Origin of the sequence: Legionella qingyii (assembly GCF_003990155.1) — a bacterium.
Taxonomy (GTDB): Bacteria; Pseudomonadota; Gammaproteobacteria; order Legionellales; family Legionellaceae; genus Legionella; species Legionella qingyii.
Genome location: NZ_RZGX01000025.1, coordinates 1 through 15,253, shown reverse-complemented (window position 1 = coordinate 15,253; position 15,253 = coordinate 1). Strand labels below are relative to the sequence as shown.

Genomic DNA, 15,253 nt, shown 5'->3' with positions numbered 1-15,253 from the left:
GGTGCAGCGCAGCGAAACCTGGGATGTGAGTTTATCTGAATCCGGATTATAGCAGCGCCTTCACCAAGGCTACAAGCAAAAATTAAATCAATGCTGCTAAACGACAAGCCTGATCTATTGCATGACGCGCATCTAACTCGAGTGCTTTGTATGCTCCCCCCACTAAATGCACGAGTTTTCCTGCCTCTTTCAAAGGTGCATACAATTCAGAAAATTCGATTTGCCCGGCACATATAACCACGGTGTCCACGGGTAGAACCTGAGATTTTTCATTGATGCTCACATGCAAGCCTTCATCATCAATCGCTTCGTATTGTACACCAGAAATCATTTTGACCTGCTTATGTTTCAGGCTTAAACGATGAATCCAACCTGTTGTTTTACCCAAGCGTTTACCCATTTTTTCCTTTTTACGTTGTAACAAATAAACTTCACGAGGACTTGGGGTCACTTCGGGTGGTTTAATGCCGCCTCGATATGCTCCATAGATATCGATACCCCACTCATTATAAAACTGATCCTTCGGAACTGGATGCTCATGGGTTAAAAATTCAGCCACATCAAATCCAATTCCACCTGCACCAATAATAGCCACCCGTTTACCTACTTCTATTTTTCCAGTAATCACGTCGATGTAACTCGCCACTTTAGGATGATCAATACCATTGATTTCAGGAACACGCGGCTTAATTCCGCTGGCTAAAACAATTTCATCAAACTCTTGCAAGAGCTCGGCTGTTGCTTCGGTATTTAGCAGAATAGTTACCTTAAATTTTTGCAACTGATAATTAAAATAATCCAAAGTTTGTTGAAATATTTCCTTACCTGGAATTTTTTTTGCCAGATTAAATTGCCCACCTATTTGATCGCTCTTTTCAAATAAGGTTACTTTATGACCACGTTCCGCAGCCACTGTGGCAAACGCAAGCCCGGCCGGTCCAGATCCCACTACTGCAATGGATTTGGGTTGTGCAGTGACCTCATAAATCAGTTCTGTTTCGTTACATGCTCGAGGATTCACCAAACAAGAAGCTGTTTTGTTTACAAAAACCCGATCAAGACATGCCTGATTACATGCAATACAAATATTAATCGCTTCACTTTCTCCTTTTTTTGCTTTTTCAGCAAATAATGGATCTGCTAAAAAAGGCCTGGCCATAGAAATCATATCAGCAACCCCAGACTCGATTAATTGATTGGCTAATTCGGGTGTATTGATGCGATTTGAGGTAATCACTGGAATTTTTACTTCAGGTTTCAAATGCTGTGTCAGGTGTGTAAATGCGGCAGCAGGTACCATAGTAGCAATCGTTGGAATGCGTGCTTCATGCCAACCAATACCTGTATTAATCAATGTAGCACCAGCCTCTTCAATCGCCTTAGCAAGGATCACTACTTCTTCCCAACTGCTGCCATCAGCAATCAAGTCAAGCATCGACAAGCGAAAAATGATAATAAATTGTTCGCCTACTGCTTCTCGTACACTCCGCACTACTTCAATAGGAAAGCGTATGCGATTCGTATAACTTCCCCCCCATTCGTCCTGACGTTGGTTGGTATGCGTGACAATAAATTGGTTAATTAAATATCCTTCACTGCCCATAATCTCAATTCCATCATAACCGGCCAATTGAGCAAGACGCGCACAGCGGGCAAAATGTTTGATGGTTTTTTTTATGCGATATTGACTCATTACCCAGGGTTTAAAAGGACTAATAGGTGATTTGATGCCGCTAGGTGCAACAACAAATGGATGAAAGCCATAACGACCTGCATGCAAAGCTTGCAGAATAATTTTACTGCCTGCTTCATGTACCGTATGAGTGATTAATTCATGTCGATGCTGCTCTTTGCTGTTGGTTAATTTGGCAGCAATGGGTGCTAAACGCCCTGCACGATCCGGGGCAAACCCACCTGTTGTGATTAGTCCAACTCCTCCAAGCGCTCTTTCTCGATAAAATTGTGCCAAACGATTTAAACTCTCTTTATCTTCTTCAAGGCCTGTATGCATAGACCCCATCAGCAATCTATTTTTTAATTGAGTAAAACCTAAATCCAAAGGCTGAAATAAGGCTTTAAAGGGGGTATTATCAACTCTCAATTCCATGAGGACTCTCACAAATAGCATCAAAATCAAAAGTATAAACCGTGTTTGTCTCTTTTCACAGAGAATAAATGAGAAACTTATAGATAGCATCTGGTGATGCGTAATTGGGATATGGAATTGTCAGAACCCGGGTAAGGCCTACGCCTCACCCAGGCTTATTAATTGGACAGTTGTCTTTCTTGAGCAAAGGAAAGACGCATTTGAAAGCGATTGGCAATAAAAGCACCTAGTAAAGTGACGCTGCATCCAACAAGAGAAAGCAATGAAGGTTGTTCATTTAACAAAAGAAATCCCATTAATGTGGATACGATGGGAAGAGCATATAAAGTGATGGACGCATTAGAAGCCGATAAATATTTCAACACATAGCCCCATGCTAAATAAGCAAGTGTGGCAGGGAAAATACCCATATAAACAACGGCCGCCGTAGTTTGTATTTCAGCTACTCTAATTTGCTGGAGCATGTCAGGAAGAAATATAGATAACAATAACGTCCCCCCCCACATCACCCAGGCAATAATCGCAACAGGATGATAAACGCTTACGAATCGCTTTTGGATAATCGTTAAAATTGCGCCCATCAATGCAGAAACCAAAATCGCCATGATTCCCTGATGTATTCCGGGTTCTGTATTCTCACCTATCGTTAATAAAGCCAAACCCAAAATGCTGATTATAATCCCGAACCAAACACCACGCGCCAGTTTCTCTCGTAAAAAAACCAGTGATAAAAGAATGGTCATAGCCGGCATTAAACCCATAACAAAACTGGCTATGCCAGCAGAAACACTCTGCTCACCATAATTCAAACAAATATTATAAATACCTATGCCAGCCATTCCAGCAAGCAGTAATTGAAGGCGATCTTTCCATATCACTCTTTTTTTAATGCCTAGACTGTAGTAGATGATCATCATACACAGTGAAGCGACCGTAAAACGTAAAAGAGCTAGTGCTCCTGGGGAGTAGCCAGTTAATCCGATGCGTATTCCAACGTATGCTGAAGCCCATAAAACAATGGCAATAATCATGATACAGTTTATTTTTAAAGACTGCATGTCTTAGCAACCCAAGAGAAAATATAGGACTTATTGTATCAGAATTACTCTAAACAATCACGTCCTATGACGCGTGTAACGCGCGTATTTGGAGTGTCAAATTAAAGCACAAAACATGTTGCAACGCACCTAAAACATTTGATTTAATGGGCTTTTTTTGAAATTTTGACCTTTATTAATATCAATATGTAAAAAAGCTTGGCATTTTCTTTTTTTATAAACTACCTTTAAAGAAGGGCCTGCTCCTGCTGAGGATAAATCAATGGATGACCCTTTTTCAGCTTTAATAGAAGCTATTAAGTCCGTCTTTCATTTAATACCGATGAGAAACGGGAAATATACTTATCCTGAAATCCAGCGGCTTAAAGAAGCGATTGAACATTATCAGCCTGATGAGAAAAAAACGTTTGTTGAGCTGGTAAAAGCATTAGGTGCAACGTTACACCATTTGGATAAATGGCGTATTAATTTCGAACCGATACAAAGTTCAATTGACTCTCTAGCTGCACAACACAAAATGCCAGCAATAAACTGGGATAGGTATCTTGCTCATCCTAAAATCTCACATCGATTCCAATTTACCGACGCGCAACAAGATGTTGAGTTCGTGCCGTGGTTAAACACCATGTACGAGAAAATTTACGCCCAGCAAGAATCCAGCTTGCATACCAAATTAATTGCTCACCGAGATCAACTTGGGTTTAGTCAACGACTCATTTCTCATCTGCAAAAAGATCCCGAATTTTTATCGCGTTTGATTATGGATTCCAAAGAAAAGTTCATTCAAATTTCCGGTACACGCTTAATTTTTTACTTAACCGATGAACAAATAGCTAAAGCAATAATTAAATACTTACCTGATTTGCTGCAGGACCATCCAAATCCCTTAGTCCAGGTAGAACAGCTCGTGGATAGATTGAATGGAATATTATCGAATGGGCGCTCTATTTCTACACTGTTACGTAATTCCGAAGCCAAAACCATTTTAGATGGTTCAGAATTTTTCCAAATATACCAAAGTGAAGAATATAAAAATCGTCAAGAGCATCCTGCATTTGAAGAAACCGAGCAATTTAAACCTCGAATCATTTGAAACAGGGAATCTTGCCTGATTAGAGGTGTATTCATAAATCCGATTTAATTAATTGACTCATCTCCGAAAGAGTTCTTTATGCGATCCGATTCGTCATACCTACAGCTCCTCCTTCCCTTAGAGAGATTTTGTTAAAAAAATTTTATGTCATTCCCGCGCAGGCGGGAATCCATCCATAAAATTAGGCACAATATCAAGTTTGTAAATAGATTCCCGCCTGCGCGGGAATGACATATATGACATATATGGAATAGCTGAATTTAAAGAAACTAATCTTAATCGAGCAAGCCTAAAGCCTTAACTGTATCATGCTCTTGTTTTAGCTCATCTAAAGTTTTGTTGAACATTTCACGACCGTAGTCATTAAAGCTCAAGCCCTCAACTACTTTTAACTCTCCATTTTCACGACGGCAAGGGAAAGAGAAAATTAACCCTTCATCAACACCATATTCGCCTTGAGAACTACGGCACATAGAGAATGACTCACCAGCAGGAGTATCAGTGACCAAACGGTTCACACCAGTAATCACAGCATTAGCAGCTGAAGCAGCAGAAGAAGAACCACGCGCTTTAATTACTGCAGCACCACGCTGTTGTACAGTAGAAACGAATGTATCTTGCAACCAAGACTCATCAATCACTTTAGCTGCAGAAACTCCATTAATTTTTGCATTATAAAAATCTGGATATTGAGTAGAAGAATGGTTACCCCAAATGGTCATTTCTGTTATCGCTGTAATATCAACCCCAGCTTTTTTAGCCAATTGACTGCGAGCTCTTAATTCATCCAAACTGGTCATGGCATAAAACCGATCATTGGGGATGTCTTTAGCGTTGTTCATTGCAATCAAGCAGTTTGTATTGCAAGGGTTGCCCACAACAAAGACGCGCACATCATCACTTGCATTATCATTAATTGCCTTACCTTGTTTGGTAAATATACCACCATTAATTTGCAATAAGTCAGAACGTTCCATACCTTGTTTGCGAGGTACAGAGCCAACCAACAATGCCCAATTCACTCCATCCATTGCCTTATTCATATCTGAGGTACAAACGACACGCTTTAATAAGGGGAAGGCACAATCATCCAGCTCCATCGCAACCCCTTCCAAAGAGGGCAGTGCTGCTTCAAGCTCGAGTAAATTTAATTCTACTTCAGTGTTTGCTCCAAACATTTGTCCAGAAGCGATCCGAAACAATAGTGCATAACCAATTTGTCCAGCTGCTCCAGTAATAGCAACTCTAACTCGTTTATTTGCCATGTGATTTCCTCTTGTTTTACGGGTAATCATCACAAATTCTCTTTCACTCAACAGGAAAAAAAGCAACGTGTATGATTACAATTTTTGTTAGAAAACTCGCAACATGATACTATTGCATTCCCAAACAAGCCAGTCTTAAAAAGAGTAATGATCCCTTTATCGTTGTACATTCACATTCCATGGTGCATTCGCAAGTGCCCTTACTGCGATTTTAACTCCCATAAAAGTCCTGAGACCTTACCAGAACAAAATTATGTTCAAGCCCTTCTTGCTGACTTAAAAACTGATTTGCAGCACTTTGAAACTCGTGAGATTTGCTCCATTTTCATTGGCGGAGGCACGCCAAGCCTTTTTTCCGCTCAAGCGTATGATATCTTGTTTACCGAATTAAGACAGATTTTGACTTTTGCCCAAAATATTGAAGTTACTATGGAAGCCAATCCAGGTACTGTAGAACAGCAACGCTTTACTGAGTACCGACAAATTGGGATTAATCGACTTTCCCTAGGTATTCAAAGCTTCAATCCGGAACATTTACACACTTTGGGTCGGATTCATGATGCACAACAAGCGCATCGTGCGATTGAGTCCGCACGTAAAGCCGGCTTTAACAATCTAAATTTGGACATCATGCACGGTTTGCCAAGGCAAAGCGTAGCCCAGGGAATCGAAGATTTACGTGCTGCAATTGCCCATCAACCAGAACATTTGTCCTGGTATCAATTAACCATAGAACCAAATACGGTATTTTACAAAGAAAAACCTCCATTACCTTCTGAAGATGAAGCGTGGTGTTTGGAGGAACAAGGATTCACTTTACTTAGAGAGTCCGGTTTTGAACGCTATGAAATTTCTGCCTTTGCTCAGCCTGCACGACAAGCGCGCCATAATTTGAATTACTGGCTATTCGGTGATTACTTAGGCATAGGTGCAGGAGCTCATGGCAAAATCACAACTCCAGAAGGAATCCTAAGAACACGTAAACATCGTCAGCCTAAAGAATATCTCGACTCAGATAAACCTTTTTTGGCAAGTATGGAACGAGTAACAGCTCAAGATCTTCTGTTTGAATTTATGCTCAACACCACACGCCTGGAACAAGCCATTCCGTTAGAACTGTTCACACAAACCACGGGATTGCCATTAAGTGATTTGCTCCCCAAACTCAAAATAGCAGAACATAAAAAGTTAATCACGCTAACTGACACCCATTGGCAAGTGACCGAGTTTGGCAGACGTTATACCAATGACTTGCAAGCGTTATATTTATAAAATCATACAAATTGCCTGGTGGGGGCCGCGCAGAATCTGGGATAAGAGCAGTTTATTCACGTTCAAAAACCAGAGTTAGGTACAGCTACTTGCTAGCAAATAAAGATTATTTAATAATAAGTTACTTTCCGGAAAAGGAGCAATCGGTGATGTTATTCATATTTTTGGTAGTTCTTGCTTATTTAATGGGATCTATCTGTTCTGCAGTCATTGTCTGCAAGGCTTGCTCTTTACCCGATCCACGAACAGAGGGCTCAAAAAATCCTGGTGCTACTAATGTATTGCGCATTGCAGGAAAACAATATGCGGCCTTGGTCATGGTGGCGGATCTACTTAAAGGTACCATTCCAGTACTCATTGCCAAAATCCTGGGTGCTGAGCCAACAACAATAGGGTTTACTGCTCTAGCAGCAGTGATTGGTCATATGTACCCAGTTTTCTTTGACTTCAAGGGAGGAAAAGGAGTTGCAACAGCAATTGGGGCGCTCTTGGGCTTTCAATTTTTAGTTGGTGTTTTAGTTGCAGCAACCTGGTTGATCGTTGCCAAATTTTCACGTTACTCCTCTTTAGCATCCATCTGCGCAGTTGGTTTTGCTCCATTTTATTCACTGCTACTGATTCAACGTCTGGATATTTTTCCCCCCATATTCTTTATGGCGATCTTAATTCTTTACAAGCATAAAGATAATATTATACGCCTTATTGATAAGAAAGAGCCTAAAATCAAATTGAAGGAGAATGTACTTGATGACATTATGGAAGGTACATCCCAACAGCCTGTTACACCTAAAAAGACTGAAGCTACCTCCTCGGAAGCAATAATTGAGGTAGAGGAAGTCATCATCACCGAAGCCGAAGTGACTAAACCTAAAACGACAAAAGCAGCCCAAGGTACGGGCATAAAGAATGAGGAATCTGAGAAGAAAGCCAAAGCGACTGAAAAACCAGCTGCGTCTAAATCGAAAACAAATAAACCGCAAGATGAATAAATTAACTTTAAACATAGAAATCCCTGAAAACCCTTTAATTAAGGATTTCCAGGGATTGAAAACAAATACAAAAATTAAAAAACCAATATCTGTTCCAGATTAAAAGTTTTTATGCGCAATGCTACATATCTATGCATAATTAAAATGTTGGTTGAGATGGGCTCTCTGGAGATGGGGTCTCTGGAGATTGCGACGGGTTCTCGTTAATGGACACAGGTTCTAAAACTTCAACCTTATTATAACCAAAAGCATTTTGGACAAAATCAATAATCCATTGTAACACAGAATGACTATGCAGCTCTTCTTTTAGTCTGTGATGTCCATAACTTATTGCATTGCTCTCGATAGATATTTTAGGTTTTTTAGCGTTTGACAAGTCGACTGAAATTTCTCCTTGAGCTTCAATAATATCTGTTCCATCATCACGAAAAATATATGGACTTGCAGCATCTTTAACAATCTCGTTTCCATAACTATAAGTTGTATATGCAATATCATATTCGTCCCAACTATTCTCAGATATCATGATTTTTTTTACTCCAACATGTTCTTTTACTTTAAATCCTTCTTTTGTTGGAATAATATTAACAACTAACTGCATGTCGCTTATTGTTCCCCAGGCAATCCTCCCCTCTCGAGCACCATCTTCACCTGGAAGTGCCTTTCGTTCCATGGATGTAGCAAGAGCAGCTGACACAGGGTTCATGAGTCCACCTTGATGGAAAGTTTTCGTTAAGAATTCGATAATTTCGGCTTTATCTTTTTCTTTAGGTTGAGGGTCCATCTTTTTCAAGATTACTTGTTCAAAAAAATTTTTGACAGCCTCGTCGTCTTGAAGCTGATTATATTGGTCAGCATATTTCGTAATCGGTACTCCATCGATTAATATTTACCTATGTTGAACAGGATCACCGGTATTGGTTATGGCTCTACTCCAATCTTGACCTAATCTAATCCCTTCTCCTTTATTAGCTTTTGTGATTTGCAGTGGGCTGTGTGCGCTATGGAATTTTGCCCATTTACCTTGGCTCATTTCCGCTCCTCTATACAAATAAAGATCATATTGGTTTATTTTACCACAGAACGAATAATTAAGCCAACGGCCATCTTGCCTTAACTTCTACGCCAATACCTAAATCCTTTTCCCCTCTTAAAATCCGCAAACAGCCAGCGTAAGCAATCATGGCGCCATTATCCGTACAATATTCTAAAGCTGGAAAATAAATCATTCCACCAATACTCTGAATCCATTCACGCAAGCCTAAGCGTAAGGCTTTATTTGCGCCCACTCCCCCGGCAACTACCAATTGTTTACACCCCGACTCTTGCACGGCTCGCTTGCACTTAATCATTAAAGTCTCGACTACTGCTTGCTGAAATGCCTTGGCAATTTCAGCTCGCGCGCACTCATCTTTAGCACTTTGATTCCAGGTGTTTAATGCGAATGTTTTTAGGCCACTGAAACTAAAATCAAGTCCCGGTCTGTCCGTCATTGGACGCGGAAATCGATAAGGGGTTGATTCACATTGATCCGCTAAAGCGGCAAGTACGGGTCCCCCTGGATAAGGTATTCCCATTAACTTAGCCGTTTTATCAAACGCTTCGCCCACCGCATCATCCAAGGTATCGCCAAGGATACGATAGTCCCCAAGAGCCTTGACTTCAACTAATTGGCAATGACCGCCGGATACTAAAAGTGCAATAAAAGGAAATTCAAGCGAGGGAGTTTCCATTTTTGCGGCCAAGAGGTGTGCCTCCAAATGATGAATGGCCAAAGCAGGGATTTGTAACGCATAAGCTAAACTTTTGGCAAAACAGGATCCAACCAGTAATGCACCAATCAAACCCGGGCCGGCTGTATAGGCAACTCCATCCAGTGCTTTTTTATCAAGCCCTGCTTGTTGTAATACTTTATCAAGCAAAGGAACCAAATAATTAATATGATCACGCGAAGCAAGCTCAGGAACTACCCCGCCATGGACGCGATGGGTATCTATTTGCGAATGCAAGGCATGCGCTAATAAACCCACATCTGAATCGTAAATCGCTACTCCAGTTTCATCACAAGAGGATTCAATACCTAAAACCAACATAAATTAAAGCCTGATATAAAAATTCAGCAATTGTACCACATATTTGAACACCGTATCGACGAAGCCCCCCTCCTCAGCCGTAACGTTTCGAAAGTGATAGAATGAGTCAAAATAAAATTTCTCTACTTAAAACTTGACGAGTGCTTCAACTAGCACTAGAATTGCCCACCTATTAAGATCAAATAACCAGAGGACCATTTTAATGCCTACAGTTCGCGTCAAAGAAGGCGAAAATCCAGAATATGCATTGCGCCGTTTCAAGCGCTCTTGTGAAAAAGCCGGTATTTTAACCGAATTACGCCGTCGTGAATTTTATGAAAAACCAACTGCTGAGCGTAAACGCAAACAAGCTGCTGCGGTAAAACGTCATCTGAAGAAAATTTCTCGTGATATGACAGCAAGACAACAAGGCGGAAAACGCCGACGTAAATAGGATTTTTTCTGTCCTGTATTTTTTACTAAGGCCACATATACTTCGCATAGTCACAAGTTAATTATGATTATGATGTCGTATCTAGTGGCCTTTAGCTTTTCAAAGTATATAAAAATCTTGAGGAACGGTTCAGTTTGTTCAAGATATGCCTGATAGCCGTTCCTAGCATTAGGAGCCGAGCTGCTCATTAGATTTTAAGGAATAAAAAATGACAATTAAAGAACGTCTCAATAATGATGTCAAAGATGCAATGCGTGCCAAAGATAAAGAGCTTTTGTCCACACTTCGTTTAATTACTGCGGCCGTAAAACAGGTCGAAGTGGATGAGCGCATTGAAGTAGATAATGAGCGCATGTTGGTGATCCTGGACAAAATGAGCAAACAACGCAAAGAATCTATAGCGCAATACGAAAAAGCCAATCGTGATGATTTGGTTGCACAAGAACAATTTGAATTAGATATTATTAAAAAATACTTGCCAGAACCTTTATCCGAAACAGAAATTAAACAAATGGTCCAAGATGCTATTGCTTCAACTGGAGCTGAAAAAATGGCTGACATGGGTAAAGTTATGGCTCTCTTAAAGCCCAGCTTGCAAGGTCGTGCTGATATGGCGCAAGTCAGCGCCATGATTAAGGCCCAATTAAGCTAAGGAGCAACATGTCTGGCTTAATCCCGCAGCCATTCATTGATGATCTCCTCCACCGAACGGATCTGGTTGAACTAATTGACAGCTATGTTCCCTTGAAAAAAAGAGGGAACAGTCATATTGCCTGTTGCCCTTTTCATAACGAAAAAACCCCCTCGTTTAACGTCGTTGCTAAAAAGCAGTTTTACCACTGCTTTGGCTGTGGTGCATCAGGCAATGCCATCAGCTTTGTCATGAATTACCTCAATCAGGGATTTGTTGATGCAGTTGAAACACTAGCTACCCGCGCGGGTTTAACCGTTCCGCGAGACAAACAAAACGAGAAAAATAATCCATCCCTGGATCTTTACAAACTCCTGGGTGAGGTCAGCCTTTATTATCAAAAAAAATTAAAACATGAAGGGAAACCTGCCATAGATTATTTGCGGGGAAGAGGTTTAAGCGGAGAAATTGCCAAGCTGTATCAGTTAGGTTATGCAAGCGAAGGCTGGCATAACCTTGAAAAAGCATTTCCCCGCAATCAACGAGAACTGCTGACAACTGGGATGTTAATTAAAAACGATGATGGAAAAATCTATGATCGGTATCGCAACCGTGTCATGTTCCCCATTCATGACCGTCATGGACGCATTATAGGCTTTGGCGGACGTGTCCTGGACAATGAGCAAAAACCCAAATACCTCAATTCGCCTGAAACCGTAATTTTTCAAAAAAGCAGGGAACTGTATGGCTTGCATCAAATTCTAAGCCAGCAAAAGACCATTGATTACGTTATTGTGGTTGAAGGCTATATGGATGTGATTGCATTAGCCCAACATGGGATCATGAATGCGGTAGCCACATTAGGCACAGCAACCAGTACCTACCATATTCAACTTCTTGCCAAGCATACCAAATCGCTGATTTTTTGCTTTGATGGTGATAATGCAGGAAGACAAGCCGCATGGCGCGCATTAGAAAGTAGCTTGCCGCATTTGAATCTGGGACTCGATGCCAGTTTCATGTTTTTGCCAGATAGCCATGACCCCGATAGCTTGGTTCGCCATGAGGGCAAAGATAATTTTTTAAATCGAATCAAGCAAGCGACGCCATTACACCGCTTCCTTTTTGACAACTTAGCCAAAGACCTCAATCTGCTTCGACCCGCAGGAAAAACTCAGCTCATTAATTTGGCTAAGCCGTTTTTACAAAAAATGGATGAAGGTTCATACAAGCAACTGCTCATTGAAGATTTGGCGCGCTTAACCCATATTGAAACTCATCGCTTAAGTCAGTTGATTACCGAGGAGTCGAAAGCGCCTCAGCACGAACAGACGATGACCATTGCACGTACGCCAATGCGTATTGCGGTAGCTTTGCTGCTCCAACATCCTGAAATTTATGCTCAAATCAAACAGCAAATCAACCCTGAGCTTCTCGATACTAAAGAACATGAAATCCTATTGCACGTGTTACAACAACTGGCAACAAATCCACAGGCCACTACTGCAACACTCATTGAGTCATGGCGTGAGCATCCTTATTTCGCCTCCATGAACAAACTTGCAGCTTGGGATCATCTGGTTCCCGAGCAAGAATTAGTTAAAGAATTTATCGACATTATGCTCTTTTTACAAAAACAAAATCGGGAATTAACCATACGCCAGCTGATTAATAAATCACGTCAGCAAGGATTGAGTGATACAGAGCGAATAAAATTACAAGAGATGTTAAAAGAACGCCATGTTTGATTTGAAATATAGCGTGAGCAATAAAGTTTGTTGTTTTGCAATTGGCATTAACCTTAACTCTTGCAATTGTTCATAATGTGCTAAAATCTTGTAAAGAAGATGTCCAGAAAAAAGCGATGAAAAATTACTGGTATGTTGCAGTCTCAAGGTTTATAATTGCAAGGTTTTTTTAATCCTAAATAAGCAATTTAAATCCAATTAGTGCTATAAATACTGTAGATTCCATTGTTTTTTAGGAAAATGTCCAATTGTCCCTAGAGAAGTGCCTATGACCATGAATGATCAAGAACAGCAGAGCTCACAGATAACCAAAGTCATCAGCTTAGGCAAGGAGCAAGGTTATTTGACGTACAGTCAAATCAATGACTTGCTGCCTAATATCGTCGATACAGAACATTTTGATGTAATTATTAGCATGCTGGAAGGCATGAACATCAAAGTATTTGAGTTGCCGCCCGGTGATGATGAATTGGCACTTCTGCTTAATACAGAAGAAGTACCTGATATCGAAGAAGCCGCAATGGTACTCGCCTCTGTCGACAAAGAAACTGGTCGTACTACCGACCCAGTTCGTATGTACATGCGTGAAATGGGTACAGTCGAGCTGTTGACCCGTGAAGGCGAAATCCGCATCGCGAAACGTATTGAAGAAGGGATCTATCAAGTCCTTAAGTCTTTGGCTCATTATCCAGAAACTATCCAGTTAGTGCTTGACGATTATGACCGTTTCAATGCCCAAGAAATCCGTCTCAATGAAATTATCAGTGGTTTTTCTGATGTTGAAGATGAAATAGCCCCTGCATCAAGCATTGGCTCGATGCTTGATGAAGAACAAGTGAGTAATTTATTGCTGTCTGATGATGAAGAAGATGAAGACGGCGAAGGTGGTGGTTTGGGAGAGGTCGATGATGGTCCAAACCCAGAGCAAGCTAAGATTTATTTTGATGAATTACGTGAAACATATGAAGTTGCAGCTGCTGCTTTAAAAGAGTTTGGCAGAGAACATGCTAAATCGCAAAAAGCATTAGAATCCATGTCTGAGTCATTCTTAAAGCTCAAACTCACCTCTAGACAGGTTGATCGGTTAACACGTCATTTCCGTCAACTGCGTAACCATATTAGAGAATTTGAGCGCAGTATTATGCGTCTTTGCATTGAAAAAGCTCGTATTCCACGAAAACTATTTATTGATACATTCCCAGGTCAGGAAACCGACATGGAATGGCTCAATAGCATTACTAGCAAACACGGCAAAAAACTCGATATGGGCCGTATTCAGGAATATACCGAGGAAATTTTGCGCGTCCAATCTCGATTGGTCGCGTTCGAACTCGAATACGGTTTAACAATTGGTGAAATTAAAGACATCAATCGTAAAATGTCCATTGGTGAAGCCAAAGCACGACGTGCCAAAAAGGAAATGGTTGAAGCAAACTTACGTTTGGTTATTTCGATCGCGAAAAAATACACCAACCGCGGTTTGCAATTCCTTGATTTAATTCAGGAAGGCAACATCGGTCTGATGAAAGCAGTAGATAAATTTGAATACCGTCGCGGTTACAAATTCTCTACTTACGCAACGTGGTGGATTAGACAAGCAATTACTCGTTCGATTGCCGATCAGGCACGTACCATCCGTATTCCGGTACACATGATCGAAACGATTAACAAGCTTAACCGTATTTCCAGACAGATCCTACAGGAAACTGGCCGTGAAGCTACGCCTGAAGAACTGGCTGAAAAAATGGAATTAAGCGAAGACAAGATTCGTAAAGTCTTAAAAATTGCCAAAGAACCTATTTCCATGGAAACCCCAGTGGGTGACGATGACGATTCGCACTTAGGTGACTTTATTGAAGACAATAACATCGAGTCGCCAATCGACATGGCAACCGCGGAAGGTCTTCGCGAAGCAACTTTAGAAATCTTGGAAACCTTAACTCCAAGAGAAGCCAAAGTACTTCGTATGCGTTTTGGTATTGAAATGAATACCGACCATACTCTGGAAGAAGTGGGCAAACAATTTGACGTAACCCGTGAACGAATTCGGCAGATCGAAGCCAAAGCGCTCCGCAAACTACGTCACCCATCTCGTTCAGAAAAGCTGAGAAGCTTCCTTGAGGGCGATGAAGGCTAAAATCCAAATTAAGAGGAAGGATAAAAAGGATTTGTGATACCTCTTTACCCTTTCTTACCCTCTCCCAAATGGGAGAGGTAAACGCTTTTAAAAAAATCACAAAAAAAAACTAGAACATTAAGCAAATTAAGTTTAAAATGACCCCCTCTCCGGGCCCATAGCTCAGTTGGTCAGAGCAGCGGACTCATAATCCGTTGGTCCTAGGTTCAAGTCCTAGTGGGCCCACCAATTAAAGTCAGTAAAATCAATCAGTTACACTTGATACCCTAAATCCCAAGAAACCCACTTCGGGACTTCGGCTCTTCCCGGCTCTTCCCCAAATCAGGGGGCACTAATCAAGAACACAAAACTTTAACCCTTAACCTATAATTTTCAAAATTTCTAAATCCATAAGCACGTCTTTGAATCAGCTTCATCTTCCTATGAA

At 40.9% G+C, this 15,253-nt stretch carries 14 protein-coding genes and 1 tRNA gene; 8 read left to right on the top strand and 7 right to left on the bottom strand.

Features of this window, described 5'->3' with window-relative positions:
* Positions 1-82: 82 nt before the first annotated feature.
* Together ELY20_RS15080 and ELY20_RS15075 are read right to left on the bottom strand one after the other, a co-directional pair.
* Positions 83-2,107 carry an NADPH-dependent 2,4-dienoyl-CoA reductase gene (locus tag ELY20_RS15080; protein WP_110143922.1) on the bottom strand — a complete coding sequence of 675 codons (2,025 nt, stop codon included), beginning with the start codon at positions 2,105-2,107 and terminating at the stop codon, positions 83-85.
* A gap of 158 nt (positions 2,108-2,265) precedes the next feature.
* Positions 2,266-3,165, bottom strand: coding sequence for a DMT family transporter (locus tag ELY20_RS15075; RefSeq protein ID WP_110143923.1), 900 nt, complete (start codon positions 3,163-3,165; stop codon positions 2,266-2,268).
* 262 nt (positions 3,166-3,427) lie between these two features.
* On the opposite strand from ELY20_RS15075, the gene ELY20_RS15070 reads away from it, so the two are divergent.
* Positions 3,428-4,258 carry a hypothetical protein gene (locus ELY20_RS15070; RefSeq protein WP_110143924.1) on the top strand — a complete coding sequence of 277 codons (831 nt, stop codon included), beginning with the start codon at positions 3,428-3,430 and terminating at the stop codon, positions 4,256-4,258.
* 275 nt (positions 4,259-4,533) lie between these two features.
* Here the strand turns inward: ELY20_RS15070 and ELY20_RS15065 are convergent, their stop codons facing one another.
* Positions 4,534-5,523, bottom strand: coding sequence for a malate dehydrogenase (locus tag ELY20_RS15065; RefSeq protein WP_110143925.1), 990 nt, complete (start codon positions 5,521-5,523; stop codon positions 4,534-4,536).
* Between the two features lie 147 nt (positions 5,524-5,670).
* Here ELY20_RS15065 and hemW point away from each other — a divergent pair, with 147 nt between their 5' ends.
* Both hemW and plsY read left to right on the top strand, forming a co-directional pair.
* Positions 5,671-6,795, top strand: coding sequence for a radical SAM family heme chaperone HemW (gene hemW / locus ELY20_RS15060; RefSeq protein ID WP_110143934.1), 1,125 nt, complete (start codon positions 5,671-5,673; stop codon positions 6,793-6,795).
* 146 nt (positions 6,796-6,941) lie between these two features.
* Positions 6,942-7,784: a glycerol-3-phosphate 1-O-acyltransferase PlsY gene (gene plsY / locus ELY20_RS15055; protein WP_110143926.1), complete on the top strand. Its 843-nt coding sequence runs from the start codon at positions 6,942-6,944 to the stop codon at positions 7,782-7,784.
* Positions 7,785-7,923: 139 nt separating this feature from the next.
* Here plsY and ELY20_RS15050 read toward each other — a convergent pair whose 3' ends face one another.
* From ELY20_RS15050 to tsaD, 3 genes are all read right to left on the bottom strand, one after another.
* Positions 7,924-8,577: a hypothetical protein gene (locus ELY20_RS15050; protein WP_126955713.1), complete on the bottom strand. Its 654-nt coding sequence runs from the start codon at positions 8,575-8,577 to the stop codon at positions 7,924-7,926.
* A 96-nt stretch (positions 8,578-8,673) separates the two neighbouring features.
* Complete coding sequence (locus ELY20_RS16815) at positions 8,674-8,817, bottom strand: hypothetical protein (RefSeq protein WP_158618894.1); 144 nt, start codon at positions 8,815-8,817, stop codon at positions 8,674-8,676.
* A 58-nt stretch (positions 8,818-8,875) separates the two neighbouring features.
* Entirely contained in the window at positions 8,876-9,877 is a 1,002-nt protein-coding gene (gene tsaD, locus ELY20_RS15045) for a tRNA (adenosine(37)-N6)-threonylcarbamoyltransferase complex transferase subunit TsaD (protein WP_110143928.1), read from the bottom strand.
* Positions 9,878-10,079: 202 nt separating this feature from the next.
* Between tsaD and rpsU the strand changes: the two genes are divergently transcribed.
* The 5 genes from rpsU (at position 10,080) to ELY20_RS15015 (ending at position 15,054) form a co-directional block, all read left to right on the top strand.
* Complete coding sequence (gene rpsU / locus ELY20_RS15035; protein ID WP_058468148.1) at positions 10,080-10,310, top strand: 30S ribosomal protein S21; 231 nt, start codon at positions 10,080-10,082, stop codon at positions 10,308-10,310.
* A gap of 208 nt (positions 10,311-10,518) precedes the next feature.
* Positions 10,519-10,962: a GatB/YqeY domain-containing protein gene (locus ELY20_RS15030; RefSeq protein ID WP_110143930.1), complete on the top strand. Its 444-nt coding sequence runs from the start codon at positions 10,519-10,521 to the stop codon at positions 10,960-10,962.
* A gap of 8 nt (positions 10,963-10,970) precedes the next feature.
* Positions 10,971-12,689 (top strand): DNA primase, encoded by a 1,719-nt coding sequence (dnaG, locus tag ELY20_RS15025; protein ID WP_110143931.1) that lies wholly within the window; start codon positions 10,971-10,973, stop codon positions 12,687-12,689.
* A 268-nt stretch (positions 12,690-12,957) separates the two neighbouring features.
* Positions 12,958-14,826, top strand: a complete 1,869-nt coding sequence (gene rpoD, locus ELY20_RS15020) for an RNA polymerase sigma factor RpoD (protein WP_110143932.1) — start codon at positions 12,958-12,960, stop codon at positions 14,824-14,826.
* A 151-nt stretch (positions 14,827-14,977) separates the two neighbouring features.
* Positions 14,978-15,054, top strand: a tRNA-Ile gene (locus tag ELY20_RS15015).
* A gap of 107 nt (positions 15,055-15,161) precedes the next feature.
* Here ELY20_RS15015 and ELY20_RS15010 read toward each other — a convergent pair.
* Positions 15,162-15,253: transposase (locus ELY20_RS15010; protein WP_131775223.1), on the bottom strand; the 92-nt coding region annotated here is incomplete at its 5' end.

Coding starts and splice junctions, on each gene's coding strand:
- ELY20_RS15080 (WP_110143922.1), bottom strand. CDS start 2,107: ATGGAATTGAGAGTTGATAATACCCCCTTTAAAGCCTTATTTCAGCCT.
- ELY20_RS15075 (WP_110143923.1), bottom strand. CDS start 3,165: ATGCAGTCTTTAAAAATAAACTGTATCATGATTATTGCCATTGTTTTA.
- ELY20_RS15070 (WP_110143924.1), top strand. CDS start 3,428: ATGGATGACCCTTTTTCAGCTTTAATAGAAGCTATTAAGTCCGTCTTT.
- ELY20_RS15065 (WP_110143925.1), bottom strand. CDS start 5,523: ATGGCAAATAAACGAGTTAGAGTTGCTATTACTGGAGCAGCTGGACAA.
- hemW (WP_110143934.1), top strand. CDS start 5,671: ATGATCCCTTTATCGTTGTACATTCACATTCCATGGTGCATTCGCAAG.
- ELY20_RS16815 (WP_158618894.1), bottom strand. CDS start 8,817: ATGAGCCAAGGTAAATGGGCAAAATTCCATAGCGCACACAGCCCACTG.
- tsaD (WP_110143928.1), bottom strand. CDS start 9,877: ATGTTGGTTTTAGGTATTGAATCCTCTTGTGATGAAACTGGAGTAGCG.
- rpsU (WP_058468148.1), top strand. CDS start 10,080: ATGCCTACAGTTCGCGTCAAAGAAGGCGAAAATCCAGAATATGCATTG.
- ELY20_RS15030 (WP_110143930.1), top strand. CDS start 10,519: ATGACAATTAAAGAACGTCTCAATAATGATGTCAAAGATGCAATGCGT.
- dnaG (WP_110143931.1), top strand. CDS start 10,971: ATGTCTGGCTTAATCCCGCAGCCATTCATTGATGATCTCCTCCACCGA.
- rpoD (WP_110143932.1), top strand. CDS start 12,958: ATGACCATGAATGATCAAGAACAGCAGAGCTCACAGATAACCAAAGTC.